The following is a 26985-nucleotide window of genomic DNA, read 5'->3' on the forward strand; positions in this document are numbered from 1 at the left end:
ATTAGTTGGAGGAATTATCAATGGCAAAAGTTTTATTGATTAAAGCAAACGATCGTCCGGCCGAGCAGGCAATCAGCGTACAAATGTACGAAGCATTCGCCAAAGCCTATAAAGAGTCCCATCCGGAGGATGTTGTTACGGAGCTGGACCTTTTCAGCGCCGAACTTCCTTACTACGGCAATGCTGCAATCACTGCGATGTACAAGCAGGGCCAAGGCTGGGAGCTTACTGCCGAAGAGCAAAAACTCGCCGCTACTGTAAACCAGTATCTGGATCAATTCCTGGAAGCCGATAAAATCGCGATCGCTTTCCCTCTGTGGAACTTTACGGTTCCAGCGCCATTAATTACATACATTTCCTACCTTACGCAAGCAGGCAAAACATTCAAATATACCGCTCAAGGTCCGGTCGGCCTGGTGACCGGCAAAAAAGCAGTTTTGCTGCACGCCAGAGGCGGCGTATATTCCAGCGAGCCGATGGCTTCCGTCGAAGCTGCGATGCGCTTTGTTAAAGGCTCGCTCGGACTGTGGGGCGTTCAAACGGAAGACGTTATCATCGAAGGCCATAACCAATTCCAAGATCGTACCGCCGAAATCGTGTCAGCCGGTCTGGCCGAAACTGCGAAGCTTGCTGAGCGGTTCTAATATCATAAAAGTTGTTCACAAAAGCGCCGCAGGCTGTTCGCGGCGCTTGCTTTTTCCTCGAAGTTCGCCGTGTTATAATGAAGCAAACGCTCGCTTTTTGTGAAGTCATAATAGATAAAGGGGTGGCTGACGATGGGTCGGGGTTTATCGATCGGACCTCCTCGTTTCGGGGTCGCTATTCATGCGTTGGTCTGGCTGACTCAAAGCGGAGGGGTATTGTCGAGCTCAAGCATAGCTGGCCAGGTGAATTCGCATGCTACATTTTTGCGGCGGGTGCTGCAGACTTTGGTGCAGGCGGGAATCGTGGAAGCGAGAGAAGGCCGCGATGGCGGCTACATGCTCGGCAAACCGTCCAACCAAATTACGCTCGCCGATGTTTACGTAGCTGTAAAATCGGAATGTACGGAAGCCGAAGAAAATGTCGACTGCGGCGAAGCCGGCAAACAGCTCGACATCGTGCTTGAAAAAATGTTATCTGAAGCGGAGCGGCACACGATCGAATATCTTCGTCAATTTACGATTGCCGATGTGATGGCACGCGTCGATTTTTTTGCCGACAGCAGCAGTTAGAAGTCTGTCCGGTGAGTTCAGCAGCTCCGCCGGACAGACTCCTAACTGGGGCCCTTACACTTCGCGACAAGAAAACCGCCCCATGGAAGGCGGTCTTGATTCATTATAAATTTAGAACTCTTTTGTCATAAATACGCTATTCGGGTCCTCTATGTAGTCCGCGAACGGCTTGCAATATTGAAACCCGAAGCTTTCATATAGTTTTCTGGCCGGTTCGAAAGCCTCCATCGAGCCCGTTTCCAAGCTTAACCGCCGATAGCCGCGCCGCTTGGCTTCCTCAATGATATGTTCCATGACACGCCTTGCAACGCCTTTCCTCGTATGCGCTAACGCAGTTCGCATGGATTTGATTTCTCCATGCTGACCGTCAAGCTCCTTAAGCGCCCCGCAACCGAGCAATTCGTCTTGTTCCCATGCGCTCCAGAATGTAATTTCCGGTTTTTTCAATTTATCAAGATCTAAGGCGTGTATACTTTCCGGCGGGGAATGAAGCGTCATGCTTTGGAGATGTTCCCTGATTAATGCAATCACTTTATTTCCGGTTAAATCATCCAGTTTAATTTGCAAAAAAAATCACTCCCCAAACTCTATTATCAGTAATCCCTAGTATACACTTAATAAGACTCGCGCTCAACGAATCCGACAGCAGGGGTATTATGGCGCTATAGCGTGCGTAAAAACGGAAGGACTGATACAATGAAATGATAAAAGCAAAAATGAGGTGACGTCTTTGGCGTCCGAACCGACCCGCACAAAAAGAACCGAAATGCTTCTCATTACTGCCGTAGCTCTCGGCACGCTGCTCAATCCGCTCAATACTTCCATGATATCGGTTGCGCTAACCCGGCTGCAGGAAGAATTTCGGCTGAATTTTGCCGACTTGTCGTGGCTGATATCCACTTACTATCTCGCCAGCGCCATCGCCCAGCCCGTCATGGGCAAATGGAGCGATCTGTTCGGCCGCAAGCGGGTGTTCATGCTGGGGCTTCTTCTTGTGACGCTATCGTCCTGCCTGGCTCCGCTTTCGCCGAGCTTTGGTTGGCTGATCGGCTTTCGGATCATCCAGGCTATCGGCAGTTCAGCCTTGTATCCCGCAGGCATGGGGATGATCCGCGATCAAATTACGTCCAATCAGGCCAAGGCGCTGGGCATCTTGTCCGTCTTTTCCAGCACGTCGGCTGCCTTCGGCCCGTCGCTCGGAGGATTCCTCGTCCACTACGGGGATTGGCCGCTCATTTTCCTGTTCAATTTCCCGTTTATTGCGGGCTCTTTCATTCTGGCGTGGAAAATGTTCCCCCGCGATCCGAAACGGACCGGCAGCGCTTCCGATATGGACTGGGCGGGCGTGGCGTTGTTTTCGCTCACGATTTTCATGTGGCTGCTGTTTTTCCTGTCCTTCGAGGAAGGGTTCAGCTTGTGGAAGCTGGCGGTCAGCGCTCTGCTCACGATCTTTTTTTACCGGTTCGAACTGGGCAAAAGCCGGCCGTTCATCGATGTCGCTTTTTTGCGGAAAAATCCGAAGGTGACGCTCGTCTATGTGCAGTTTATTTTGACGAACATCGTTTTTTATTCGGTTATGTTCGGCATCCCTTCCTACCTGCAGCAGGTACAGCATATGGATACGCAGCAGACAGGCGTCATCATGCTCTCGATAGCCGGGTTCAGCGTTTTCATCACGCCGCTTGCCGGCCGCTGGATCGACCGGAGCGGCTCGAAGCCTTCGCTGCTGCTCGGCACTTCCGCGGTCGTACTGGGCGGACTGTCGCTGCTTTTGATCAAGGACCAGACGAGCGCGGTCATGACTTTCCTTGCCCTGTCTGTTCTCGGCATCAGCAACGGCTTTAACAATTTGGGCATGCAGATGGCGCTGTATGACTTCGTCTCCAAGGAGGAGACCGGCATCGCCTCAGGGCTTTTCATGACTTCGCGCTTCATGGGTACGATTTTGTCATCGAGCCTGCTCGCCGCGCTGTTCGGCAAAAATATTACGACCGGGCATCTGCACAGCATGGCTTGGGTGTGCGCGGCAATCGGCCTGCTGATGCTGCTGCTGACCTTGCGGATGCCGGGCACAAAGCGTGCTGTGACGGCGAAGCCGGAGTAACGGGCGAAGCCGCCGGCAAAGCAAGATGCGGGCGGCTTTTCGCACCGCGCGCAGCCAGCCGGTGCTACCACATGCGGCGCGCGGCGCGCGGTGCTAGCGCTGCGCTGCATGGCGGCGGTCGGTCGACCTGTTGGGTAGCCGCCTGCCCGGGTTCACGCATTTCCGGCAATGGAAGCGAGAAAACCAGTGAACATTTCACGCCTCTCCCGATGGGTTATAGAGTCTGAATTGGCGGCAAGACGGCTTGGCAGGGAGAAAACCTGCAAAAGTGCAGGCTTTTTTTGTGAAAATGGTTCATTTTGGAGAAAAGCCTGCGAAAGTGCAGGAATTTTCGATGAAAATGAACCTAAGCCCATGTTCGCGGCGAAAAGCCTGCACAATTGCAGGAATTTTTCGCTGCTGGCTTGCCAACGAGGAAAAACCTGCACTTTTGCAGGTTTTCCGTGCGTTGTCGAATATGCGCTGCCTCCTAGCATACGAGTTTTTCAACATTCTGACTTTTGCAGGCTACTTCGCGTAATTAGGCAGATGCGCGACCGACTCCGGGGTGTGGGTTTCTGGGCAGCCTCGAAAAGGCCTCTTGTTGCGTGTCATGTGGTCGATTGACCACCATCATGCAGTGCAGCACCATGTGCTGAGAGTTGTGCACGGTACGCGTCAATGCGCTTGCAGCGAAAGCATTCCCGCTGATTGCGGCTTTTTCCGCCAATGCGCCGGCTCGGCCCCGCTTTATAATTCCTGCACAATCGCAGGCTTTTCGCCAAAACGGAACGCTGCCGTTTAAAATTTTTCCAATAATCCGGGGGGCTGACAGATGCAGCTATTCGATACGATAAGCAAAATATTATTTTTTAGCGATTTTGACGCTTCCGAGCTGCAAAAAATTGCGGACATTTCCATATTGCGAACGTTCCAAAGCAAATCCCACGTGTTCATGGAGGGAGAAGAGCGGCATTCGGTCTATTTCATCAACCGCGGGATCGTCAAAATTTACAAAATCGATGCCCAGGGCAACGAGTACATTATGGCTTTCCTGAAAGAAGGGGACATGTTCCCCCATGCCGGTTTTTTTGAAAAAAATCCGTATCCGGGCACCGCTGAGGTCGTGTTTGACTCCGAGCTGTGCATCATTCCCCTCCAGGCTTTTGAGAAGATCATGCTGAACAATCCCGGAATCGCGATCAAAGTCATGCGGGAGATGGGCCGCAAAATCAGGGAATTGCAGGCAAAGCTGCAGGAGCTCAGCAGCAACGACATCAACCTTCGCCTGTCCGCGCTGCTGTTGAGGCTGGTTGACAGTTACGGCGAGCCGTCGGACGGCGGCGTCCAGGTCACGTTGAAAATTACGAACTCGGACATGGCCAAAATGGTCGGCACGACCCGGGAGACGGTGAACCGGTTTCTTAACAAATTAAAAAAGGAACGCATCCTCATAGCAGACAACAAAAATATGATCGTCACCGATCGGGCCGCGTTGGAACGCCTGCAGCAGGGCGGCTTGTGAGTACGGGCCTGCGAATAGCCGTTATGCTGCCGACCGACGAAAGTTCCGCTGCCGGATGATTCGCGTTCAATTTGAGCTTATGCTCCCTGTTTTCGGTAGTCCCCCGGCGTCATGCCGACGATCCGTTTGAAAACCCGGTAAAAGGACTGCGTGTCCCGGTATCCGACCATCCCGGCGATCGTATCGATTTTGTGCCGCGTGCACTGCAGCAGCTCGCAGCTCATGCGTATCCGGCATTGCTGCAAATATTCGTGAAAAGGCTGCCCCACGCGGGCTTTGAACAGCCGGAAGAAGTGCCTTTCGCTCAGCCGACACATATCGGCGACCGCGCGAATCGTCAAATCTTCTTCGGCATGGCTGCGGATATATTCGACGGCGTGACCGATTGGGTCGTCCTGCTCCATCTCAGCCGGGTTCGCATGCAGCATATGGCGGGAGAACTCGACCAAAAGCTCGATCAGCAGCGCGTACAAAATGGCGGAAGAGCCCTGCCGGCTCGTCGAATGCTCCTCATACATACGGTGAAACAAAGTTTCCATCGTCAATTGGCGGTCGTGGAAAGCGAGATGCTCGCTGTCCGCCCGCGAATGGTGCTGAATCCGCGCAACAAGGTCGAACTCCGGGAGCAGCCGGGCGATGTCCGCGAGCATCGCTTCCGTGAACAAACAGTTGTAGACGACGAGCTTTTGATCGCGTTTGGCCGAATACGGGCGGAAGACGTGAGGGACGCCTACCGGAACGATGAATACGTCGCCTTTGGAGACGGGGATGACTTGACCGTTGATGTGATGGTACCCTTTTCCATAGGAGACATACGTAATTTCGATAAAATCGTGCTCATGATAGCCTAAAATAAACCCTTCTTCCATCCGGTTCACAAATATGCTCATACCCTGGCGAAAATGGTTTGCTCCCAGCAGCTTCGTTTTTTGCCTGTTTGCCATGCTTGCCACTCTCCTTCGGAACGTTCGTGCGCATAATCATATTGTCATTTTTGCCATATAGAATTGTCAAGAACGAAAGTATAATTATCGCCGCGCTGAACGTACAATCAGACATATCAACGAACTGAAATTTTAGGAGGAGCGAAACAGATGGCGCAGTTTAACGTTTATGATTTACGGTGCAATTACAAGCAAAATCCGCTCGGAACCGATGACCGGAAGCCCAGACTGAGCTGGAAAATCGATTCCGCGGCGCGGGCTTTCATCCAGACGGCTTACCATCTTCAAGTATCGGTTGAAGAAGACTTTCTGGAGCCGTTATTGTGGGATACCGGCAAGGTAGAAAGCGGTTCCAGCATTCATATCGAATACGCCGGGCCCGCTTTAGCTTCGCGCACTCGCTACTACTACCGGGTACGTGTGTGGGACGGCGCGGATGCGGTTTCCGACTGGAGCGGCGCGGCGTACTGGGAAACCGCGCTTTTGACGCAGGAGGAGTGGCAGGCGGACTGGATTACGCTGCGGCTTCCCGTCGGCGATCAAGGCGTAGAGCCGATTCCGTATTTGCGAAAAGAAGTGACCCTTTCGGGCCCTGTAAAGTCCGCCCGGGCATATGCGACTTCGCTCGGCTTGTACCGTTTGTTCGTCAACGGCCAGGCGGCCGACGACACTTTGTTCAATCCGGGCTGGACGAGCTATACGAAGCGGCTGCAGTACCAAACGTTCGACGTGACCGCGCTGTTGTCCGAAGGCGGGAACGTGATCGGCGCGATGCTGGGCAGCGGCTGGTACAAAGGAAATTTGGCCTGGGAGGGCAAAAGCGAATACTACGGGGCCGAACGGGCGCTGCTTGTACAGCTTCATATCGAGTATGCCGACGGAACGGAGGAAGTGATCTGCTCGGATGAAACCTGGAAAGGAAACGACGGCCCTCTCCGCATGTCCGAGCTGTATCACGGAGATTTGTACGATGCCAGACTGGAGCAGGACGGATGGGACTTGCCCGGTTTTTCGGATGCGGAGTGGCTGCCGGTTGCCCGGTACGATTATTCCAAGGCTGTGCTGGTTGCGCAGGAGAACGAGCCGACGCGCCGGATCCAGACGCTGGAACCGATCGGGATGATTACGACGCCGCGCGGCGAGACAGTGCTTGACCTCGGACAAAACATGGTGGGCTGGATGCGTTTTACCGTAGATGCGGAAGAGGGAACGGCGATTACTTTACGGCATGCGGAAGTGCTTGACCGCGAAGGGAATTTTTATACGGACAACCTGCGTTCCGCCCTGCAGACGATTACGTATATCAGCCGTGGAAACGGCCCTGCGGTTTACGAGCCTTCGTTCTCCTTCCAGGGATTCCGTTATGTATCGGTGGAAGGGATTGCGCCGGAGCAATTGGCGGGCCGTTTTGTCGGGTGCGTCATTCATACGGATCTGGAGCCTACGGGCAGCTTCAATTGCTCGGATGAATGGATCAACCGGCTCCAGAGCAACATCGTCTGGGGGCAAAAAGGCAATTTCCTCGATGTGCCGACCGACTGCCCGCAGCGCGACGAACGGCTCGGCTGGACGGGGGATGCGCAGGTTTTCATTCGCACCGCGGCGTTCAACATGAATGTGGCGCCGTTCTTTGAGAAATGGCTGAAAGATTTGGCGGCCGACCAGCAGCCGGACGGCGGTGTGCCGCACGTCATACCCGACATTCCTACGGCGGGCTACAACTCCGCGGCCTGGGGTGATGCGGCCGTCATCTGCCCGTGGACGATCTACGAATGCTACGGAGATACGCGCGTGCTGGAGACGCAGTACCCGAGCATGAAAGCTTGGGTCGAATACATCCGCGCGCAAGGGGAAGACGAGTTTCTATGGAACACGGGCTCTCACTTCGGCGATTGGCTGGGGCTGGATGCGAAAGAGGGCAGCTACATCGGAGCGACGCCCAAAGATTTGATCGCCACGGCGTTCTATTCGTACTCGACGGGACTGCTTGCCAAAACCGCGCAAGTGCTGGGCAAACGCGAGGAAGCGGAAGCGTATGCGGAGCTGCAGGCGAAGGTCAACCAAGCTTTCCGCCGGGAGTTCGTAACTCCGAACGGGCGCGTCGCCGCTCCGACGCAAACGGCATACCTGCTTGCGCTGATGTTCGACCTGCTGGAGGAAAAAGACCAGGCGCGGACGGCCCGGATGCTCGCCCAGCATATCGAGGACAACGGAACGCATTTGACGACAGGCTTCGTAGGCACGCCATATCTGTGCCATGTGCTGACCCGGTTCGGCTATACGGACCTCGCTTACCGGCTAGTTTGGCAGAAGGAATACCCGTCCTGGCTGTATCCGGTTACCCAAGGAGCGACGACGATCTGGGAGCATTGGGACAGCACGAAGCCGGACGGCTCGTTCTGGAGCGACAAAATGAACTCTTACAATCACTATGCCTACGGCGCGGTGGGAGACTGGCTGTACCGGGTTGTGGCCGGCATCGACAAAGCGGATTCCGAGCCCGGCTATAAAGCGCTGCGCATCAAACCGCATATAGGCGAACAGCTATCCAGCGCAGAGGCTTCCCTGCGATCCATGTACGGAGACGTCAAAGTAGCGTGGGTGAAAAAAGACGGCGGCACGATCGAGCTGACGGCGGTCATTCCGGCGAATACGACGGCTGAAGTGATTTTGCCGGTTAACAAATCTGGCGAAATTTTGGAAAGCGGCAAGCCGGCTTCGCAGGCCGAAGGCGTGCATGACGCCGTTCAAAACGAAGACGGATTCGTCCTGCGGCTCGGCTCGGGCAGCTACCGGTTCGAGTACGAATCCAACCATTAACAAAACAGCACCATATCCGGCAGAAGCCTCGGTCTAGTTACCGGGGCTTCTTTGTCATTTTGCCGATTCGCTTTGCCAGGAGTCTGTCCGACGGAGTTACTTTTGCGCATTCCTTTCTACGTGGTTCATCGGACAGACTCCTAGTGCTCCTCTACGGCTGTCGATTTCCGGAAAGTCAGCAGATCGGACACCGTCACAAACCGGAAGCCTTTTTCCTTGAGGCTGGGAAGGATTTGCTTGAGCGCTTCTATCGTCTGGGTTTGTCCTTCGACATAGTCATGGAAAAGAATAATATCGCCGTTTCGCGCGTTATTTAAAACTTTGCTGACGATTTTGCCCACGCCCGGCGTGTTCCAATCCCCCGTATCCTGGTGCCAGGACCACATCACGACAAGGTAGCCGGCTTTTTTCGAAGCATTCACTACGTTTTCGCTGTAAAAGCCTCCCGGAGGACGGAATAAATTCGGCTTTCTTCCCGTTGCATCCATAATCACTTTTTCCGCTTGAAAAAGCTCCTTCCGAACGCTCTCCTCCGGCACTCTTTTATTAAAATAACGATGGCTGAACGTATGATTCGCGATTTCATGCCCTTCCGCAAGCTCCCGTTTCACTAGTTCCGGCGACTTTACAACCTTATTGCCGACTACGAAAAAAGTTGCCTTTGCCCCGTACTGCTTCAGCAGGTCCAGAATAACCGGCGTATCGGCGGGATCGGGTCCGTCGTCAAAAGTCAGCGCTATTATTTTTTCGTCCGTAGGCACTTCCCAGACCACTTCGCCCCGTGTTTCGTAATATTTTCGATTTTTGCTTTGCGGCGCCTCCTGGGCATGAAAGAACAACGCAGCCATTAAAACAGATGTAAGAACCGTGCTGCAAAAAATTCGCACATTACCCCTCCTCCAATGTAACCACATTTAGAGTTGCCATTTTCCCGGTATTCTAGGTATTCCATTAGTTTCCATGTTTTTTTTTGCTGCATAGAAAGCGCGATCTTTTTGGATGCTAGTAAGGTAACAGCCATTGAGAAAGACAAAAACAAATAAAGGAGCGGTCAAAATGTTAACCCGAGCATCCAAAGGCATAGCTTTGGCGGCCATTTCGCTATCGGTGTTCACCGCCGCAGGCTGCACGGCGAACAAATCGGCGAATCAGGTCAGACAGCAAGCGACCCATATGCAGCAGGCGCAGCCGATACCGTCGGCGGCACCGGATAACCGCGTCGCAATCGCCAACCATGCGGCGGACAAAATCGTCCGGTTGAACGGCGTAAGAGCGGCCAACGTCCTGGTAACCAAGCGGAACGCCTATGTGGCAGCATCCGTACACACGAACGGGATGTCACGGCAGCTTGAGGACCTGATTGCGAACCAGGTTCGATCGACAGACCCGAACATTCAGAACGTGTACGTATCCACAAATCCCGAGTTTGTGAACAGAGTCAACAGATACGTATCGGACGTAGCGCAAGGAAGACCTGTCACCGGATTTGTTGATGAGTTCTCGCAAATGGTGGCGCGGATTTTCCCGACCGCGCATTGATCAAAGCTGCTTGACCCGATATCCGGGGGCTGTCTCAAAAGCCATCAATAATGGCCTAGGGACAGCCCTTTCTGCGCTTGCCGCATCTGCAATGGTCAGCTGCCCGTACCGGGTTCGCCGCCGGTGACGCGCTTTGGCGACAGGACATCGCTTACGGTTCCGAGCTGTAATCCTTTGCGCTTGAGGGACATAATCATGCCTTCGAGGGCCAAGCTGGACGACTCAGTCGGATGCATCAAAATCAGGTATCCGTTATTCGCTTTGGCGGCTACTTTTTGAATGACGGATTGCGGGTTCGGTTTTTTCCAGTCGATCGTATCGAGCGTCCACAAAACGGTGTTCAGCTTCAGCCGCCAAGCGACTTCCACCGTATTCCGGTTGAAATCGCCGGATGGCGGAGCGAACCAGCGGTTTTTAACCTGCAGCCCGTCCTGCAGCAGTTTTTCGGTTCTCGCGATTTCCGTCCAGGCCTGACTGTCGCTAAGCTGGCTCATATTTTTATGGGAATAGGCATGGTTGGAAAGCTCATGGCCATAGCTCGCTATATGCCTGGCTGTGTCCATGTTCTTTTTGAGCCAGGAGCCGTCGAGGAAAAACGTCGCTTTCACATGATGCTTGTTAAGCGTTTCGAGCATCCGGGGAATAAATTCATTTCCCCACGCGACGTTGATCATGAAAGCGACCATCGGCTTTTGGGGATTTCCGCGGTAAATCGGCTCCGCTCCGAGTTGTTCCAGATTTACGGCAGGGGGAATCTCCTGATACACATAGCGAATCGGGTTTCCGGGATCTATATTTTTGTTTAATTCATACGTTTTTTCAATATCGACTTCGAGACCGTTATAGCCCGGTATAGCCCTGAATACGTGGTCGATTCTGGCATCGGTCGGGGGAATCCGTTTCGCCGGAGCCTCATTCATAATCCGGCTCAGCACAGGATCAGGTTCAACAGCCGGAGCCGAGAAACCCGACAATATGGGCAGCAGGATGAGTGTCAGGCTGAAAAGCATTTTGATTCTGAACATTTTGCCAAGTACTCCTTTTCATTTGCTGTCGGCCATCTTACTCATTATCTGCTTAATGACAGCTAATTTATGTAAAGGTCAAACATACAAATCGCAATTCTTGTGCGCGGCCTATGGAAAGCTGTCCATGTCCATCCATATTCATGCACATAAAATAAATATAGCCTGATAGAAGGGAGTGAAGCGGAATGTTTGGAGTATGCGGCTTTCCTACAAGCACAGCGATAATTTTGGTTCTCTTTATTCTTCTGGTCATTGTCTTGACAACTTTTTCCGTAGTAATTTAGCTGAAAAGGCAGTCCGGCAAGCGCAAGCCTCCGGGCTGTTTTTTTGTGTTTTTCAATGCGTGGCGCGAATATTCCGCCCTTTTTCTATAAACAATATATATGAATTGAAATCATAAGAGAGAAAGGGCTGTGAATATTGGCTAAAGTTCTGCACATTACGGCGCACCCCCACGATCATCAAACTTCATACAGCATGGCAGTCGGAAAAGCATTCGTAGACGCGTATCGGGACGCCCGCCCCGGCGACGAAATTACCCATCTTGACTTGTACAAAATAAACGTTCCTCACATTGACGCAGATGTCTTCAGCGGTTGGGGCAAACTGCGCGGCGGCCGGCAGTTTGCCGAATTGAGCGGCGAAGAGCAAGCGAAAGTGAGCCGCCTGTCCGAGCTGACGGATCAGTTTGTCGCTGCCGATAAGTATATATTCGTAACGCCCATGTGGAATTTTTCGTTCCCGCCGATTTTGAAAGCTTACATCGATGCGATCTGCACGGCCGGAAAAACGTTTAATTATACGGAAAACGGCCCGGTAGGCCTGCTGACGGACAAAAAAGCGCTCCATATCCAGGCGCGGGGCGGCATCTATTCGGAAGGCCCGGCAGCGGACATGGAAATGGGCCACCGGTATTTGAGCATTATTATGTCCTTTTTCGGGATCAAGGATTTCCAGGGGCTATTTGTAGAGGGGCATAATCAGTTCGCCGATAAAGCCCAGCAGATTAAAGAAGAAGCGATCGGCCGCGCCCGGGAGCTGGCAAAAACGTTTTGACCCCGCAGCGGCAAAAATATCCCGGCAAGCTCAGCCTCGTGCGGGCAAGCCGGGCTTTTTGCTGCTTGGCGCAGGGCCGTCGCGCCGCGCGCAGCTCCCAGTGCACGGTGCTGCGCTGCATGACGGCGCCGGTCGACCACGGGAAGGGGAGGGATTTTCGGCGGCTCGGCGGTTGCGAAGCGGAGGCGGCTAGGCTCGCGGGCTCGGCAGCCCGAAAAACCAGCGAAAACTCTCATGACGCTGTGGACGTCACCCCGAACCCGTCCGAGTGAAGCGCTGAAACGCCTGCAACCCACCCAACTGAGCCGGTCGCACAATCTGCCTAACCACGCAAAAAAGCCTGCAAAAATACAGTTTTTGCCCGATGAATGCGCTGACCACGACAAATTCCTGCAAATGTGCAGGCTTTTCGCCGCGAACAAGGACTCAGGCTCATTTACACCGAAAATTCCTGCACAATCGCAGGCTTTTCGCCAAAATGAGCCTTTTTTATGAAAAAAGCCTGCACTTATGCAGGTTTTCTCCAGCCAAGCACATGCTGCCTCGTCCCCCCCCCTTCAGCTCCCCAACCTATGCAGGGATAGGTGTGGTTTGGGAAAGAGCGGCTGTGCCCCGCTTTGCCTTGAAATTTCACCTAAAGAAAGGACCTCATTCTCCACTTGGTAGTGGATTTTGAGGTCCTTTTGCTCGATTTTTTATCCCGTACGATATGAACACTTTTGGGACAGCTCCTATATTTCATGCAAACCTGTAAAACAACCCTGAATAGTCGACTTTAATTCAAATTGAAATAAATAGGCGGGTATAATTCCTTATAAGCAGAAATAATTAAGGCGATAAACAAACGTGAATCGATTTTGGATGATATCTTCATTCCAAAATGGAATAAAGGTGCTATAATGAATGTAATAAGGTTGTACGCTAAGGAAGGTGACATCGTGATGAAACAACAGTTGCAGCGGATTTCCATGCTGGTGAGCATATTTTGGGTGTTTTGCCGAATCGGCCCTTCGACCTTCGGTGGCGGCTATGCGATGATCCCGATCATTGAAAGGGAGATCGTCAAGAAGCGCAATTGGCTCAAGGAGTCGGACATGAGCGATCTGATTTCCATCGCCGGTTCCGCGCCGGGGGGAGTGGGCGTCAACTCAGCGGCTTTTATCGGCTACAGGCTCTCCGGGGTCGGCGGCGCGGTTATGGCGGTGCTCGGCATTACGCTTCCGCCGGTTGTCATCGTGTTCGCTTTGAGCTCGATGTACTCTTTGTTCAGCGCATTTCCAAAAGTTGAAGCTGCCTTGAAAGGCATTCACGCGGCAATTATCGCACTTATATTGATTGCAGCCTATAGAATGGCCAAATCGTCGCTGATCGATAAAACGACCGCTACGGTTGCAGTCGTTTCGCTAGGGCTTTTGATCGCAACGCCTATTCATCCTTTACTTATCATTGCGGTTGGGATTATCGCTGGCGTGCTTGCCGTGAAAATCAAGTCCATGCTCGGAGTCAGCGCGCCGTTCGAGAAAGCGAGCGCTCCCGATCCGAAGCCGGAAATCATGTTTCCCGAATACTACATTTAGCCATAGAGGTGAACTGGGATGTGGCAGTTATTTTTCACATTTTTCAAAATCGGCTGCATCTCCTTTGGCGGCGGCTATGCAGTCATTCCGCTAATTCAGAATGAGGCTACGAAGTACGGCTGGGCGGACAGCGCCCATTTTCAGGAAATCGTTACATTGGCCGGCATGGCCCCGGGCCCGATCGCGACCAATACCGCGACACTTGTCGGCTATCACGCGGAGGGTTTGGCGGGGGCTATTGCGTCGACGCTGGGCATCGTGTTCCCGTCGCTGCTTATTATTATCCTGCTGGCGGCTTTTTTTCAAAAAATGCACGAGCACCGCTGGGTCAAATCGTCCTTCTACGGATTAAGGCCGGTAGTAACCGGCCTGATCGTCTACGCCGCGCTGCATTTCGGCTTGAATGCGCGTATGGGCCTGACGTGGTCGACGTTCGCCACGCTGCTCATTTGCGCAGGCTGCATTTACGGCGTGCTGAAGCATAACATGCATCCGTTCATGGTCATCGTCGCTTCCGGACTGGCAGGCATCATCCTGTTCTGATGCCAGCCAGCTAACTGGCGCTTTGGCCATTCGCCAATTCATGGCGAAACAACATGTTGACCGAAGACCGAAGACCGACCCGACCGACTTCACCAGGGCTGAACCACTGGCAGCAAAAGCTGCCGATGGGGCAGCCCTGTTTGCTGTGGCAACTGTGATCTTTTTCACTTACAATACGGTTTCGCTGTTCTAAAGTTGAGATATCGTAACCCATTTTAACATAGCAAGGGAGTGAGGGAGATGCTGACCGGAGTCATTTTGGCAGGCGGAGCGGGCCGCCGGATGAAAGGGGAGCTGAAAGCGCTGCTTCCTTTTGCAGGCGAGCCGCTGATTATTCGACAAATGAGAATGATGAAGCCACTGTGCGATGAGCTGATTGTCGTAACGAACGATGTCCGGCCTTTCCTGCCCATGCTCGACCGCTCGGTTCGGATCATAACGGACTACTACAAGGCTCAGGGTCCGCTCGTCGGCATGCATGCGGCTTTGTCTCTGGCCAAACATTCGTCCGTGTGGGTTGTCGGCTGCGACATGCCGTTTCTTTCCTGCAAGGCGGCGGAGCTGCTGTGGGAGCGGAAAAAGGACGGCTTTGACGCCGTCGTGCCTTTGGTTGCCGGAGGGTTGTATCCGCTTCACGGCATTTATGACCGCAAGTGCAAGGAGGCGATCGTCGGCCTGCTGCAGCGGGGGGAGACGAGAATGTCGGCGCTGCTCAACCACATTTTTTGGGGGGAGCTGGATGACCGCTATTTGCAGGAGCGCGATGTGGGATTGAATTTCGTCGCCAGCATCAAGACGTCTGCCGATTACGAAGCTTTGCAGCGCATGGCCGTCCCCCAAACGTAAAGGTAACGGATTGTTCATATTTGCTCGATGTTGTTGTGACCGATATCACAGAGGGCGGGGATCAAGGACACTAAAATGTAGGTAATGAGAGGCTGGACCACAAATGGAGGGGAAGATGACATGGATAACAATAAGGAAAAGGCCGAACCGGTTTTGAATGGAACGTTTGCCGCCGTACTGCTGCTGGGCGCGTTTTTGATTGCAAGCTGGGTTGCCGTTTATTTATTGTTTATTTCCAGAAACTAGAAATGTGAAGGGTGGATCGCCATGCATATTCACAAGCTTGAAAAAATTTGGTTGACCATTGGCATCTCTATGCTGTTCGTGTTTCTCGGCGTGCTGGGCGTGTCCGCTTTTGCCATGGGCGTCAAGCCCCCGAGCGAGCACCATCACCAGATCGATCCGGCCAAGCTGAAGGAAACGGCTCCTTTTGACAATCCCGGACTCCGCAAAATCGGGGACAACGAGTACGAAGCTGTGATGACGGCGTTCACGTTCGGGTATGCTCCGGACAAAATGGAGGTGCCCGTCGGTGCGAAAATCAATTTTATCGTGGCAACCCAGGATGTCGTGCACGGATTTGAAATTCCCGGCACAAACGTGAACATGATGATCGTGCCCGGCGAGGTCAGCCATGTGAGCCATACGTTCACAAAGCCGGGCGAGTACCTCATCCTGTGCAACGAATACTGCGGCGGGGCGCATGAATTTATGAAAACGACGATTATCGTCAAATGAATTCGGGACGCAAGCAAAAGGGGGTGGCAATGGTCATGAAAGTAGCGCATTTGCACGGAAACGGCACGAAATTCGATCTGAAAGACGGGAAGCTCGTCGTCGCGCACATCATCGTGGCGTTCATCGCTTTGCTGATCGGCGGCATCGCCGGGCTGCTGCAGAGCATGGTCCGCAGCGGGACGGTCAAGCTGCCGTACGGAATCGGCTATTACGAGCTGCTGACGGCCCATGGGGTATTGATGGCGCTCATTTTTACGACTTATTTTATTATCGGCTTCCTCTATTCGGGCATTTCTTATACGCTTGGAGGCAAGCTGCTGCCGATTGTGCGCCGCATGGGGTGGGCGGGCTTCGCCTTAATGACGGCCGGCACGGCCATTGGGGTCGCGATGGTTTTGGCGGGCAAAGCCAGCGTGCTTTACACGTTTTACGCGCCGCTCAAAGCTTCTCCGTATTTTTACATCGCATTGGCTTTGGTCGTTGTCGGGAGCTGGATCAGCGGCTGGGGCGTGTTTTATCAGTACAAGTACTGGAAAAGAACGAATCGGGGCGAGATATCTCCACTGTTCGCCTTCATGTCCGTCGTCACTTTTCTCATGTGGCAAATCGCCACGCTGGGCGTAGCCGCCGAAGTGTTGATCCAGCTCATACCGTGGTCGTTCGGCTGGGTGGAGACGATTAACGTCATGCTGAGCCGCACGCTGTTCTGGTATTTCGGACATCCGCTCGTCTATTTCTGGCTGATGCCGGCCTACATGTGCTGGTACGTGATCATTCCGAAAATTATCGGCGGCAAAATTTACAGCGACGCTTTGGCGCGGTTGTCGTTCATTTTGCTGCTGCTGTTCTCGATTCCGGTAGGCTTTCACCATCAATTGATGGAGCCGGGCATCAGCCCTTTCTGGAAATATTTGCAGGTCGTGCTGACCTTTATGGTCGTGGTTCCGTCGCTGATGACGGCGTTCTCCCTGTTCGCCACATTCGAATTGAACGGGCGGGCCAAAGGGGCTACGGGCTTGTTCGGGTGGGTCAAGGTGATGCCTTGGAAGGATGTGCGTTTTTTCGCGCCGTTCATGGGCATGCTGATCTTTATACCGGCAGGGGCGGGCGGCTTGATTAATGCGAGCAACCAGATGAATGCGGTCGTTCATAATACGCTGTGGGTGACGGGGCATTTTCATTTGACGGTTGCGACGAGCGTGGCGCTGACGTTTTTCGGCATTGCGTACTGGCTGCTTCCGGCAGTGACGGGGCGCGTGCTGACCCCGCGGATGAACAAACTTGGCTTGATTCAAACGGTTATCTGGTGCATAGGCATGTTCTTTATGTCCGGTGCGATGCATATAGTGGGCCTGTTCGGGGCTCCGAGAAGAACCGCGTACACCACTTATGAAAATCATGCGGACGCGGCAGGCTGGACATCCTATTACGTATGGATGGCGATCGGCGGAACGATTTTGTTCATCGCGGTGCTGATGATGGTGTACAACGTATTCGCGCTGCTTCGCGCGCCCCGGGGGGAGACGGAGTATCCGATCGGCGAGCCGATGGAGCAGGCGGAAGCGACCCCTGCTTATTTGGAGCGGTGGGGCGTGTGGATCGGCTTGTCAGCCGCGCTGATCCTCATCGCTTATACGCTGCCGCTGATGGATATGGTGACGAATCCGGCACCGGGTTCCAAAGGATTTATTACCTGGTAACGACAGGTGATGCAGGAAAAGAGAAGGCATTTCGGCTTGTCAGCCGGGGAATGCCTTTTCTCTCCAAAGATATTGTGAAATAATTCACAATATCTTCACGAATATAGCCGCCTGCGAAGCTTCATTTGTGATTTTTCTCATAGTTGCAGCCCTCCAAAAGCGGTACTCTTTGTGTAGAAACAAACACAACATTAGGTTATTCACCCATTATTGATCATATAAAGGAGTGGAAGAAGATGGCAGTTAAAGAGAGCCAAGTAAACGTACAAATTTCCGCAAAAGACGAAGTGAACCAACTGGTGGCAAAAGCGAAGAAAGCGCAGCAAGCTTTCCTCGAGCTGAACCAGGAGCAGGTTGACGCCATCGTTCAGCAAATGGCGCTGGCCGGCATCGACCGGCACATGGTACTGGCCAAGATGGCCGTCGATGAGACCGGGCGCGGCGTGTACGAGGACAAAATCACGAAAAACCTGTTCGCGACCGAGTACATCTACCACAGCATCAAGAACAACAAAACCGTCGGCGTCATCGAGGAAAACGTCTATGAAAGCTACCGGATGGTGGCGGAGCCTGTGGGCATTATCGCCGGCGTTACGCCAGTGACGAATCCGACTTCCACCACGATGTTCAAAGCTTTAATCGCGATCAAAACGCGCAATCCGATCATCTTCGCCTTCCATCCGTCCGCTCAGCAATCGAGCGCAGCGGCGGCCAGAACTTTGCTGGAAGCCGCGGTCGCCGCAGGCGCTCCCGACAACTGCATCCAGTGGGTGCAGTACCCGTCCCTGGAAGCGACAGGGCTGCTCATGAACCATCCCGATGTGGCGCTCGTGCTTGCGACGGGCGGATCTTCGATGGTCAAAGCCGCCTACAGCACAGGCAAGCCGGCGCTCGGGGTCGGACCCGGCAACGTGCCGTGCTTCATTGAGAAGACGGCGAACCTGCCGCAGGCGATCAATGATCTGATTTTGTCCAAAACGTTCGACAACGGCATGATTTGCGCTTCCGAGCAGGCGGTCATTCTCGAAGAGGCGATCTACGCCGAGGCGAAAAAGCTGATGATCGACCAGGGCTGCTATTTCCTGAACAAGGAAGAGACCGAAGCCGTATCCAAGCTTGTGATCAACAGTGAAAAATGCGCGGTCAACGCCGTCATCGTCGGCCAATCGGCGGTCAAAATCGCCGAGATGGCGGGCATCAAAGTGCCGGCATCGACGAAAATTCTCGTCGCCGAGCTGGCCGGCGTCGGCGAAGCTTACCCGCTGTCCGCCGAGAAGCTCAGCCCTGTGCTGGCCTGCTACAAAGTGAAAACGGCGGAGCAGGGCATCGAACGGGCGGCGGAAGTGGTTCGCTTCGGCGGCATGGGCCATTCCTCCGTCATTCATTCGCAGAATGCCGATGTGATCGGCGCGTTCTCCGCGAAGCTGCAGACGGGGCGCGTTATTGTCAACTCGCCGTCGACGCACGGCGCGATCGGCGACATTTACAACACGAACCTGCCGTCACTGACGCTCGGATGCGGTTCGTACGGCCACAACTCGACGACCTCCAACGTCAGCGCGGTCAATCTGATCAACGTCAAACGGGTCGCCTACCGCACCGTCAATATGCAGTGGTTCAAAATTCCGCCTAAAGTTTACTTTGAAAAGGGCGCGACGCAGTACCTGGAAAAAATGCCCGACATCTCCCGGGTCATGATCGTGACGGACCCGATGATGGTCAAACTCGGCTATGTGGAGCGTGTCGAATACTATTTGCGCAAACGCCAACTGCCTGTCTACATCGAAGTGTTCTCCGACGTAGAGCCGGATCCGTCCGTGGATACCGTGGAACGCGGCAGACAGGTAATGGCTTCCTTCCAGCCGGACTGCATCATTGCGCTCGGCGGCGGCTCGCCGATGGATGCGGCCAAGGCGATGTGGCTGTTCTACGAATACCCGGATACGAGCTTCGATGCGCTGAAGCAAAAGTTCCTGGACATCCGCAAACGCGTGTACAAATATCCGCGGCTTGGCAACAAGGCGAAGTTCGTGGCGATTCCGACAACGTCGGGCACCGGTTCGGAAGTAACCTCGTTCGCGGTCATTACCGACAAGGCGAAAGGCAATACGAAATATCCGTTGGCCGATTATGAACTGACGCCGGACGTGGCGATCATCGACCCGGACTACGTGTACAGCCTGCCGAAAACGGCGGTGGCCGATACGGGCATGGACGTGCTGACGCATGCGATCGAAGCTTACGTATCGGTGATGGCTAACGATTATTCCGATGGCCTGGCGATGAAGGCGGTCCAGCTCGTGTTCCAAAATCTTGAAAAATCGTTCGCTACCGGCGATCCGGTCGCCCGCGAAAAAATGCACAACGCCTCGACGATTGCCGGCATGGCTTTTGCCAACGCCTTCCTCGGCATCAACCACAGCCTGGCGCACAAGTGGGGCGGCGAATACCATACGGCTCACGGCCGCACCAATGCGATCCTGATGCCGCACGTGATCCGCTACAATGCGCAGAAGCCGACGAAGTTCGCATCGTTCCCGAAATACGATCATTTCGTCGCCGATCAGCGCTACGCCGAAATCGCGCGGATGCTCGGACTTCCGGCCAAAACGACGGAAGAAGGCGTGAACAGCCTGATCGATGCGATCCGCAAGCTGAACAAATCGCTCGGCATTCCGGAGAAATTCCAGGATCTCGGATTCGACGCCCAACAGTTCGAATCGCGCGTCGACTACTTGGCCGACCGGGCTTTTGAGGACCAATGCACGACGGCCAACCCGCGGATGCCGCTGGTGACGGAGCTTGCCGACGTGTACCGCAAAGCGTTCTACGGCAAATTTGAATAACCGTTAATACCAATTGATAGGAGGTCACAAACATGGCGATTGAGGAAAAAGACATCGCGATCCAGGCCGGCAAAGCCGGCTCCTGGAAAGGGTTTAAAGGCGGCAAGTGGGAAAAAGCAGTCGACGTCAAGGATTTTATCGATAAGAACGTGGCTCCGTATCTGGGATCGGGTTCCTTCCTGGCGGGCCCGACCGAAGCGACAACCGAGCTGTGGCGCATCGTCAGCGAGCTGACGCGCCGTGAGCGGGAAAACGGCGGCGTCCTGGATGTGGATGTGAACACCGTATCCACGATCACTTCCCATGCGCCGGGTTACATCGCGAAGGATAAAGAAAAAATCGTCGGCGTTCAGACCGATGCGCCGTTCAAGCGTTCCGTGCAGCCGTTCGGCGGAATCCGCATGGTCGTCGACGCCTGCGAAGCTTACGGCTTCAAGCTGCCCGAGGAGCTTGTCCGCCTCTTCACGGACATCCGCAAAACGCACAACCAGGGCGTGTTCGACGCCTACACGACCGAGATGAAAACCGCCCGCAAGGCGGGCATCATCACAGGTCTGCCTGATGCGTACGGCCGCGGGCGGATCATCGGGGACTACCGGCGCGTCGCGCTGTACGGCGTTGACCGCCTGATCGAAGCGAAGCGCGCCGATCTGGTGCAGCTCGAGGTCGATGCGATCACCGAGGATGTCATCCGGCTGCGCGAAGAGCTGTCCGAGCAAATTCGCAGCCTCGGCGAGCTGAAGCAGATGGCGAAGTCCTACGGCTTCGACATTTCACGGCCTGCCGCCAGCGCGGCGGAAGCCGTGCAGTGGCTGTACTTCGCCTATCTGGCCGCCATCAAGGAGCAGAACGGCGCGGCGATGAGCCTTGGCCGCGTATCCAGCTTCCTCGATATTTATATCGAGCGCGATTTGCAGGAAGGCGTGCTGACGGAAGAGCAGGCGCAGGAACTGATCGACCATTTCGTCATGAAACTGCGCATCGTGAAGTTTCTCCGCACCCCGGATTACAACGAGCTGTTCAGCGGAGACCCGACTTGGGTAACGGAATCGATCGGCGGGATGGGGCTGGACGGAAGGACGCGAGTGACGAAAAACTCCTTCCGCTTCCTGCATACTCTGTACAATCTGGGACCGGCGCCTGAGCCGAACTTGACCGTACTGTGGTCGACGCAGCTGCCGGAAGGTTTCAAAGCTTACTGCGCCAAAGTATCGGCGGAGACCAGCTCGATCCAGTACGAGAACGACGATCTGATGCGTCCTTACTATGGTGATGACTACGGGATCGCCTGCTGCGTATCAGCGATGCGTATCGGCAAGCAGATGCAGTTTTTCGGAGCGCGCGCCAATCTGGCTAAAGCGCTGCTGTATGCGATCAACGGCGGCGTGGACGAGAAGCTGGGCATTCAGGTCGGACCGCAGGCGGCGCCTGTCCTGTCCGATGTGCTGAGCTATGAGGAAGTCGCGCCCAAATTCGACCAGGTGATGGAATGGCTGGCCAAGCTGTACATGAACACGCTCAACGTCATCCACTACATGCACGATAAATATTGCTACGAACGGCTGGAAATGGCGCTGCACGACCGCGAAATTTTGCGCACGATGGCTTGCGGCATCGCGGGATTGTCCGTCGTCGCGGACTCGCTCAGCGCGATCAAATATGCGCGGGTGCGGCCGATCCGCAACGAGCGCGGCATTGCCGTCGATTTCGAGATCGAAGGCGAATATCCGCAGTACGGCAATAACGACCCGCGGGTCGACGAGATCGCCGTGCAGCTTGCCGAAACGTTCATGAACAAGCTGCGCAAACATAAGGCGTACCGCGACGCTCTGCCGACGATGTCCGTGCTGACGATTACGTCGAACGTCGTCTACGGCAAAAAAACCGGCAGCACGCCGGACGGCCGCAAAGCCGGCGAACCGTTCGCGCCGGGCGCCAATCCGATGCACGGACGCGACCGCAAAGGCGCGCTGGCCTCGCTCGCTTCCGTGGCGAAAATTCCTTACGAGCACTGCCTGGACGGCATCTCGAACACCTTCTCGATCGTGCCGAAGGCGCTCGGCCGCGAAGACGAAGCGCGGATCGCCAATCTCGTTGCCATGATGGATGGCTACATGGCCAGCGGAGGGCATCATCTGAACGTCAACGTGTTCGACCGGGCGCAGCTGCTGGACGCCATGGAGCATCCGGAGCAGTATCCGCAGCTGACCATTCGCGTATCCGGGTATGCGGTCAACTTCATTAAGCTGACCCGCGAGCAGCAGCTCGACGTCATTCACCGCACGTTCCACGGCACGATGTAAATTTTAGACCAAGAGAGGAGCGCAGAGCCGATGAAAGGACGCATCCATTCCTTCGACACCTTTGGCACCGTTGACGGGCCAGGCATCCGCTTTGTTCTGTTCATGCAGGGCTGCGCGCTGCAGTGCAAATACTGTCACAATCCCGATTCCTGGGATATGCATGCAGGCAGACAGATGGACGTAGAGGAAATCATGCAGGAAATTGAGCCGTATTTGGAATATTACCGGCGTTCGGGCGGAGGCATTACGGTGACGGGCGGGGAGCCTACTTTGCAGGCTCCCTTCCTCGCCCGATTGTTTGCCGAGATCAAGCGGCAGTGGGGGCTGCACACCGTTCTGGACAGCAACGGCTTTTGCGAGCCGGGACACGCAGAGGAACTGCTTGCGGCAACGGATCTGGTGCTGCTCGATTTGAAGCAAATTCATCCTGACAAACATATTTCGCTGACCGCGCAGCCTAACGACCGGATCAAGCGGTTCGCCTATCATCTGAGCGAGATGAATAAACCGATGTGGATCCGTCACGTGCTCGTCCCCGGCTGGACGGACGATTACCAGGACCTGCTTGAGCTTGGGGCGTTCATCGGCTCGCTGCGGGGCGTGGAAAAGCTGGAGCTGCTGCCCTATCACCGCATGGGCGTCTACAAGTGGCAGCAGATGGGCAAGGCATACCCGCTGGAGCATGTTCAGCCGCCCACCGACCGGGAAATTGCCAGAGCAAGGTCAATTATTGAGCTTGGAATCAGCATGCAGCAGTCTCATACAGCCCAACAATAAAAATAAGCAGCCGCCGATTCGTTAACGTTTCGGTGGGCTGCTTATTTTTTATAAAGCTTCAGCGTCACAGCAAGTATTCCTCCTGAAGCCCGATGCGGTGCAGGTAGTCCAGATGGCCGTCCGTCTGCTCCGGCGCGGCATCATTTCCGGCTCCGGCGGCAGGCTGACGGTTTCTTTGAATGCCTCCCGCTTTTTCAGCCAATACGGCTCCGCACTCACAGCAAAATTCGTCGCGCAGCATTTCATAGGCATCGGGTTGTGTCGTTTTCATATGAATCACTCCTTGTCCGGTTTCTACTTTAACTATACCTTGCACGTCCGAATAAGTATGTGATTATTTTCACAAGTGAAGAGAAATTTTTTGTGCCGTGCCAAAAAGGCTTGTGTCGATGAAGCCCACAAGCCTGAAGAGCGAAGGGGGGTGACCGCCGTTATGCGGCAGCACTACAACGCGCGCACCCGGGTATCGCGTGCAGTTGCCGGCAAATGTACCATGGCAGCCGCCGCTGGCGAAGCGGCTCGGAAGCCCGCAACCCCCCGCAGCCCCTATAGATCCCGTAACCCCCACAGAAGCCACAGAAGCCACAGAACCCCGCAACCCCTACCCCCTCGCAAAAACCTACACCTCTCGCCGATCGCCGCAATCTGCCTGACTGCGCGAAGAAAACCTGCAAAAATACATCTTTTTGCTCGTTGCTACGCCGCCACGAGAAAATTCCTGCAATTGTGCAGGCTTTTCGTCACAAACAGGGGCTCAGGGTCATTTTCATCGAAAATCCCTGCACTTTTGCAGGTTTTTCGCCAAAATGAACCACTAACGCAGAAAAAACCTGCACTTTTGCAGGTTTTCTCTCGGCCAAGCCGGCCAAAGCCCAAGCCGCTTCGCGCACCTTCTGTGTAGCACCGCAGCCTGCGCGGAAGGAGGTGCCGCGTTGGGAAAGAGCGGCCCCTCCAATAATCCAAAAAATGGGGCGGTTTTTTGAGGCTTTTTGAGGCTGTACCCACGCTTGTGCCCGCGCAGCCAGCCCCTCTTCCTCTGTCACCTCAAACGTAATCTGCTGCATTTTCTCAAAAAGCGGTCCATTTGGGAGAAGCCTGCGTTTGTGCAGGAATTATCCGTCGGAGAAACCGTGGGAGACGAGAGGTTTCCCGGCTGTTGAGAAAGTCCAAAGGATTGCCGCTTTGATCGCTCCCCATATCCAAGAGGCGCAGTCTGCTTATCTCTTCCTCTGCAAATCGCGCAGTTCGCGCCAGCCGATGATGCGGATTCCCTCTTTTCGTATCGTCTCCTGTACATCCGGGTCGAGGAACACGTCGTATTCAAAACGCCGGTATGCCCACGTATCTGTTATCGCTTTCAGCTCATCCGTATCGAGGGAAGGGTGGAACAGCAGCTCCGTCACGCCGGGCCTGATGCTTTTGATCAGATCGACGGCCGTCTTCTTGACGGTTTCGTAGCCCACTTTTTCCGGGTAGTAAAAAGGCAGCATGAGCACTTCGTTCGGATGGACAATTCCTTTCTCTTTCGCTTTTTGCGCGACGCTTGCCACATTGGCAGCCGGCACCTCAAAACGGGGAGGACCAGCCATAAAACGGAACGGCAAGTCATACTTTTCGGCCAGCTCCAAATACAGGTCCAAATGGTAATGCAGCGTTCCCATATGAGTGTCCAGATGGGTAGGATCCACGCCTAAGCGAATGGCCGTCTCGATTTGAGCGACGAGCTCTTCCCTGATTTGTTCCAGGTCCGCATGTATGACGTAAGTGGGATCAGCCGGAAAATGCCCGTAATCGTCAACGAGCGTGTCTACGTTACCGCTGCGCGATACGGGTCCCCATTTGTACGAGGGCCATTCGCTTGTCAATGTCAAGTGAATGCCTACGTCGAGAGCGGGTCTGCTTGCAGCGGCGCGAGCCGCTTCCAATGCCCATGGGCAGGGTACCATGAGCGTCGCAGAGGAAATCGCCCGCTGTTCCAGCAAATGCAGCACCGCCCGGTTGGTTGAATGACACATTCCAAAATCGTCCGCGTGCAAAATGAGATATCGTTCCGTTTGCAATGAATCCAAATTGGCCATATGATTCCTCCTCCTGACATTCCGTAATAACTTCCACTATAATACAAAAATAACGATCCCGCAGCATCCAGTTTTTTTTTCTGATGTGAGGAATCGCACAGCGGAAACGGGCGAGCCGGTTTACTATGAAATTAGGAACCAACTGCATGATCATGGAGGGATCGCATATGACGCTTAAGTCTACCGGCTACAAACTGGGAATGGCCTCAACGAATCCGAATAAACTGAGCTTTGCCGTGGAGCGCTGGAAAGATGAGCATCATCGTTTGCGGGCCAAGATCAAAATTTTGGAAACGCATGCCAAAGAGATCGGCCTGATGGATAACGCGGAGCAACGTCTTGATATACTTTCAAAATTGAAGCAAAGCACGGCCGGATTTATGACGGAACTGAAGCGGCACGCCGAATGGGAGGATAAGGAGTTTTTTGCCTTTCTTATCGAGTACATGAGGCGCGATCCCGTTCCTACCATAATGCCTTCCTTTTGGGTATTGGAAAGGGACCATGAGCTTGCCGATTCGTTTTTTCAGTCGTTTCACGAGTCGGTAGGCCAACTGCTCGCCCGCAAAAACACAAGAAAAGATCAAGCGGTGGAGGCGGCCTCCCATTTGCTGCAGGCGTGCCTTATTTTAAACGACCATTTGACGATGGAAGAACAGCTTGTACTGCCTTTGACGGAAGAAGTTTTCACGGATTTAGACTACTTTTTCTCATAGGAGGATGAGAGCGATGAAACTGATCGTCCACGGAAAAAACTTGCAGGTGACTCCGGCTTTATACGAATACGCCGAGCGGAAGCTGGGCCCTCTGGGCTCCTGGTTCGATGAAACGTGCGAGCTGCATGCAGCGCTGTCCGTACAAGGGCATAAGCTGCAGCATGTAGTCGAGGTGACTGTCGCCTGCCATGGCTTGACGCTGAGAGCGGAAGAACGGCGCGAAGATATGTACGCTTCCCTCGATCTGGTTGCTGACAAACTGGAGCGGAAAATCCGCAAGCTCAGAGAGAAGCTGAGATACCGCGTTCGCCATCAGGGGGGATTGAAAGACCTGGCTGTCGTATCGGGGGCGCAGGAGCCGGAGAAAGAGCCGTTTGAAGTTGCCCGGGTGAAGACCGTTACCGTCAAGCCGGTCGATATCGAGGAAGCTATTTTGCAGATGAACCTGCTGGATCATAATTTCCACCTCTTCTTCAACCGCGACTCCAACAAAACGGAGCTTGTGTACAGACGCAATGACGGGTCCTATGGACTGATTACGACAACCTGACATAGAGCACGGCATTCCATATTAAAGGCTATTCCCTAGGCGGTTGAACAAGCCGCTTCAGGGGATGGCCTGTTTTGTTTTCCAATTGTTTCAAAAGGGAGA

At 54.2% G+C, this 26985-nt stretch carries 27 protein-coding genes; 20 read left to right on the forward strand and 7 right to left on the reverse strand.

Translation table 11 applies throughout. The features are described from left to right. The first annotated feature begins 5 nt into the window (after positions 1 to 5). The gene (locus AC0LWT_RS04315) at positions 6 to 644 is read left to right on the forward strand and encodes an FMN-dependent NADH-azoreductase (RefSeq protein WP_474679983.1); all 639 of its coding nucleotides are present in this window, start codon (positions 6 to 8) and stop codon (positions 642 to 644) included. A gap of 132 nt (positions 645 to 776) precedes the next feature. Then, a complete protein-coding gene (locus tag AC0LWT_RS04320) occupies positions 777 to 1214 on the forward strand; it encodes an RrF2 family transcriptional regulator (RefSeq protein WP_474679984.1) in 438 nt (145 codons plus the stop codon). A gap of 111 nt (positions 1215 to 1325) precedes the next feature. On the opposite strand, the gene AC0LWT_RS04325 is transcribed toward AC0LWT_RS04320, so the two are convergent. Next, entirely contained in the window at positions 1326 to 1781 is a 456-nt protein-coding gene (locus tag AC0LWT_RS04325) for a GNAT family N-acetyltransferase (RefSeq protein ID WP_474679985.1), read from the reverse strand. 154 nt (positions 1782 to 1935) lie between these two features. Between AC0LWT_RS04325 and AC0LWT_RS04330 the strand changes: the two genes are divergently transcribed. The 3 genes from AC0LWT_RS04330 to AC0LWT_RS04340 all read left to right on the forward strand — a co-directional run bounded on the left by AC0LWT_RS04330 (position 1936) and on the right by AC0LWT_RS04340 (position 4822). Further along, a complete protein-coding gene (locus AC0LWT_RS04330) occupies positions 1936 to 3318 on the forward strand; it encodes an MFS transporter (protein WP_474679986.1) in 1383 nt (460 codons plus the stop codon). A gap of 244 nt (positions 3319 to 3562) precedes the next feature. Next, positions 3563 to 3838 (forward strand): hypothetical protein, encoded by a 276-nt coding sequence (locus AC0LWT_RS04335; RefSeq protein WP_474679987.1) that lies wholly within the window; start codon positions 3563 to 3565, stop codon positions 3836 to 3838. Between the two features lie 294 nt (positions 3839 to 4132). Further along, on the forward strand, positions 4133 to 4822 hold the full coding sequence (locus tag AC0LWT_RS04340; RefSeq protein ID WP_474679988.1) for a Crp/Fnr family transcriptional regulator: 690 nt from the start codon (positions 4133 to 4135) through the stop codon (positions 4820 to 4822). A 77-nt stretch (positions 4823 to 4899) separates the two neighbouring features. Here the strand turns inward: AC0LWT_RS04340 and AC0LWT_RS04345 are convergent, their stop codons facing one another. After that, complete coding sequence (locus tag AC0LWT_RS04345) at positions 4900 to 5766, reverse strand: helix-turn-helix domain-containing protein (protein WP_474679989.1); 867 nt, start codon at positions 5764 to 5766, stop codon at positions 4900 to 4902. Positions 5767 to 5916: 150 nt separating this feature from the next. On the opposite strand from AC0LWT_RS04345, the gene AC0LWT_RS04350 reads away from it, so the two are divergent. Beyond that, complete coding sequence (locus tag AC0LWT_RS04350; RefSeq protein ID WP_474679990.1) at positions 5917 to 8586, forward strand: family 78 glycoside hydrolase catalytic domain; 2670 nt, start codon at positions 5917 to 5919, stop codon at positions 8584 to 8586. Between the two features lie 140 nt (positions 8587 to 8726). Here AC0LWT_RS04350 and AC0LWT_RS04355 read toward each other — a convergent pair whose 3' ends face one another. After that, positions 8727 to 9434: a polysaccharide deacetylase family protein gene (locus AC0LWT_RS04355; protein ID WP_474680253.1), complete on the reverse strand. Its 708-nt coding sequence runs from the start codon at positions 9432 to 9434 to the stop codon at positions 8727 to 8729. 208 nt (positions 9435 to 9642) lie between these two features. Between AC0LWT_RS04355 and AC0LWT_RS04360 the strand changes: the two genes are divergently transcribed. Then, positions 9643 to 10125 carry a YhcN/YlaJ family sporulation lipoprotein gene (locus AC0LWT_RS04360; protein WP_474679991.1) on the forward strand — a complete coding sequence of 161 codons (483 nt, stop codon included), beginning with the start codon at positions 9643 to 9645 and terminating at the stop codon, positions 10123 to 10125. Positions 10126 to 10220: 95 nt separating this feature from the next. Here AC0LWT_RS04360 and AC0LWT_RS04365 read toward each other — a convergent pair whose 3' ends face one another. Further along, on the reverse strand, positions 10221 to 11150 hold the full coding sequence (locus AC0LWT_RS04365; RefSeq protein ID WP_474679992.1) for a polysaccharide deacetylase family protein: 930 nt from the start codon (positions 11148 to 11150) through the stop codon (positions 10221 to 10223). Positions 11151 to 11338: 188 nt separating this feature from the next. Here AC0LWT_RS04365 and AC0LWT_RS04370 point away from each other — a divergent pair, with 188 nt between their 5' ends. The 11 genes from AC0LWT_RS04370 (at position 11339) to pflA (ending at position 23539) form a co-directional block, all read left to right on the forward strand. Further along, positions 11339 to 11437, forward strand: coding sequence for a YjcZ family sporulation protein (locus AC0LWT_RS04370; RefSeq protein ID WP_474679993.1), 99 nt, complete (start codon positions 11339 to 11341; stop codon positions 11435 to 11437). 136 nt (positions 11438 to 11573) lie between these two features. After that, a complete protein-coding gene (locus AC0LWT_RS04375; RefSeq protein WP_474679994.1) occupies positions 11574 to 12209 on the forward strand; it encodes an FMN-dependent NADH-azoreductase in 636 nt (211 codons plus the stop codon). 941 nt (positions 12210 to 13150) lie between these two features. After that, complete coding sequence (locus tag AC0LWT_RS04380; RefSeq protein ID WP_474680254.1) at positions 13151 to 13786, forward strand: chromate transporter; 636 nt, start codon at positions 13151 to 13153, stop codon at positions 13784 to 13786. A gap of 18 nt (positions 13787 to 13804) precedes the next feature. Next, positions 13805 to 14329, forward strand: a complete 525-nt coding sequence (locus AC0LWT_RS04385; RefSeq protein WP_474679995.1) for a chromate transporter — start codon at positions 13805 to 13807, stop codon at positions 14327 to 14329. Positions 14330 to 14569: 240 nt separating this feature from the next. Next, the gene (mobA, locus tag AC0LWT_RS04390) at positions 14570 to 15175 is read left to right on the forward strand and encodes a molybdenum cofactor guanylyltransferase (protein ID WP_474679996.1); all 606 of its coding nucleotides are present in this window, start codon (positions 14570 to 14572) and stop codon (positions 15173 to 15175) included. A gap of 120 nt (positions 15176 to 15295) precedes the next feature. Further along, on the forward strand, positions 15296 to 15421 hold the full coding sequence (locus AC0LWT_RS04395) for a cytochrome c oxidase subunit 2A (protein ID WP_474679997.1): 126 nt from the start codon (positions 15296 to 15298) through the stop codon (positions 15419 to 15421). A 21-nt stretch (positions 15422 to 15442) separates the two neighbouring features. Beyond that, the gene (locus AC0LWT_RS04400) at positions 15443 to 15913 is read left to right on the forward strand and encodes a cytochrome c oxidase subunit II (RefSeq protein ID WP_474679998.1); all 471 of its coding nucleotides are present in this window, start codon (positions 15443 to 15445) and stop codon (positions 15911 to 15913) included. Between the two features lie 35 nt (positions 15914 to 15948). Then, entirely contained in the window at positions 15949 to 17613 is a 1665-nt protein-coding gene (locus tag AC0LWT_RS04405; protein ID WP_474679999.1) for a cbb3-type cytochrome c oxidase subunit I, read from the forward strand. A 236-nt stretch (positions 17614 to 17849) separates the two neighbouring features. Continuing rightward, positions 17850 to 20459, forward strand: coding sequence for a bifunctional acetaldehyde-CoA/alcohol dehydrogenase (adhE, locus tag AC0LWT_RS04410; RefSeq protein ID WP_474680000.1), 2610 nt, complete (start codon positions 17850 to 17852; stop codon positions 20457 to 20459). Positions 20460 to 20491: 32 nt separating this feature from the next. Next, entirely contained in the window at positions 20492 to 22762 is a 2271-nt protein-coding gene (gene pflB, locus AC0LWT_RS04415) for a formate C-acetyltransferase (RefSeq protein ID WP_474680001.1), read from the forward strand. 30 nt (positions 22763 to 22792) lie between these two features. Next, positions 22793 to 23539, forward strand: a complete 747-nt coding sequence (gene pflA / locus AC0LWT_RS04420) for a pyruvate formate-lyase-activating protein (RefSeq protein WP_474680002.1) — start codon at positions 22793 to 22795, stop codon at positions 23537 to 23539. 64 nt (positions 23540 to 23603) lie between these two features. On the opposite strand, the gene AC0LWT_RS04425 is transcribed toward pflA, so the two are convergent. The 3 genes from AC0LWT_RS04425 to AC0LWT_RS04435 form a co-directional block, all read right to left on the reverse strand. Then, positions 23604 to 23810 (reverse strand): hypothetical protein, encoded by a 207-nt coding sequence (locus AC0LWT_RS04425; protein WP_474680003.1) that lies wholly within the window; start codon positions 23808 to 23810, stop codon positions 23604 to 23606. Positions 23811 to 24279: 469 nt separating this feature from the next. Beyond that, positions 24280 to 24603 carry a hypothetical protein gene (locus AC0LWT_RS04430; protein WP_474680004.1) on the reverse strand — a complete coding sequence of 108 codons (324 nt, stop codon included), beginning with the start codon at positions 24601 to 24603 and terminating at the stop codon, positions 24280 to 24282. Between the two features lie 153 nt (positions 24604 to 24756). Continuing rightward, positions 24757 to 25617, reverse strand: a complete 861-nt coding sequence (locus tag AC0LWT_RS04435) for a polysaccharide deacetylase family protein (protein WP_474680005.1) — start codon at positions 25615 to 25617, stop codon at positions 24757 to 24759. A gap of 167 nt (positions 25618 to 25784) precedes the next feature. On the opposite strand from AC0LWT_RS04435, the gene AC0LWT_RS04440 reads away from it, so the two are divergent. Both AC0LWT_RS04440 and hpf read left to right on the forward strand, forming a co-directional pair. Further along, positions 25785 to 26333, forward strand: coding sequence for a hemerythrin domain-containing protein (locus AC0LWT_RS04440; protein ID WP_474680006.1), 549 nt, complete (start codon positions 25785 to 25787; stop codon positions 26331 to 26333). Between the two features lie 13 nt (positions 26334 to 26346). Next, complete coding sequence (gene hpf, locus AC0LWT_RS04445; protein ID WP_474680007.1) at positions 26347 to 26883, forward strand: ribosome hibernation-promoting factor, HPF/YfiA family; 537 nt, start codon at positions 26347 to 26349, stop codon at positions 26881 to 26883. Positions 26884 to 26985: the final 102 nt, after the last annotated feature.

The organism is Paenibacillus sp. sgz302164 (genome assembly GCF_056120505.1).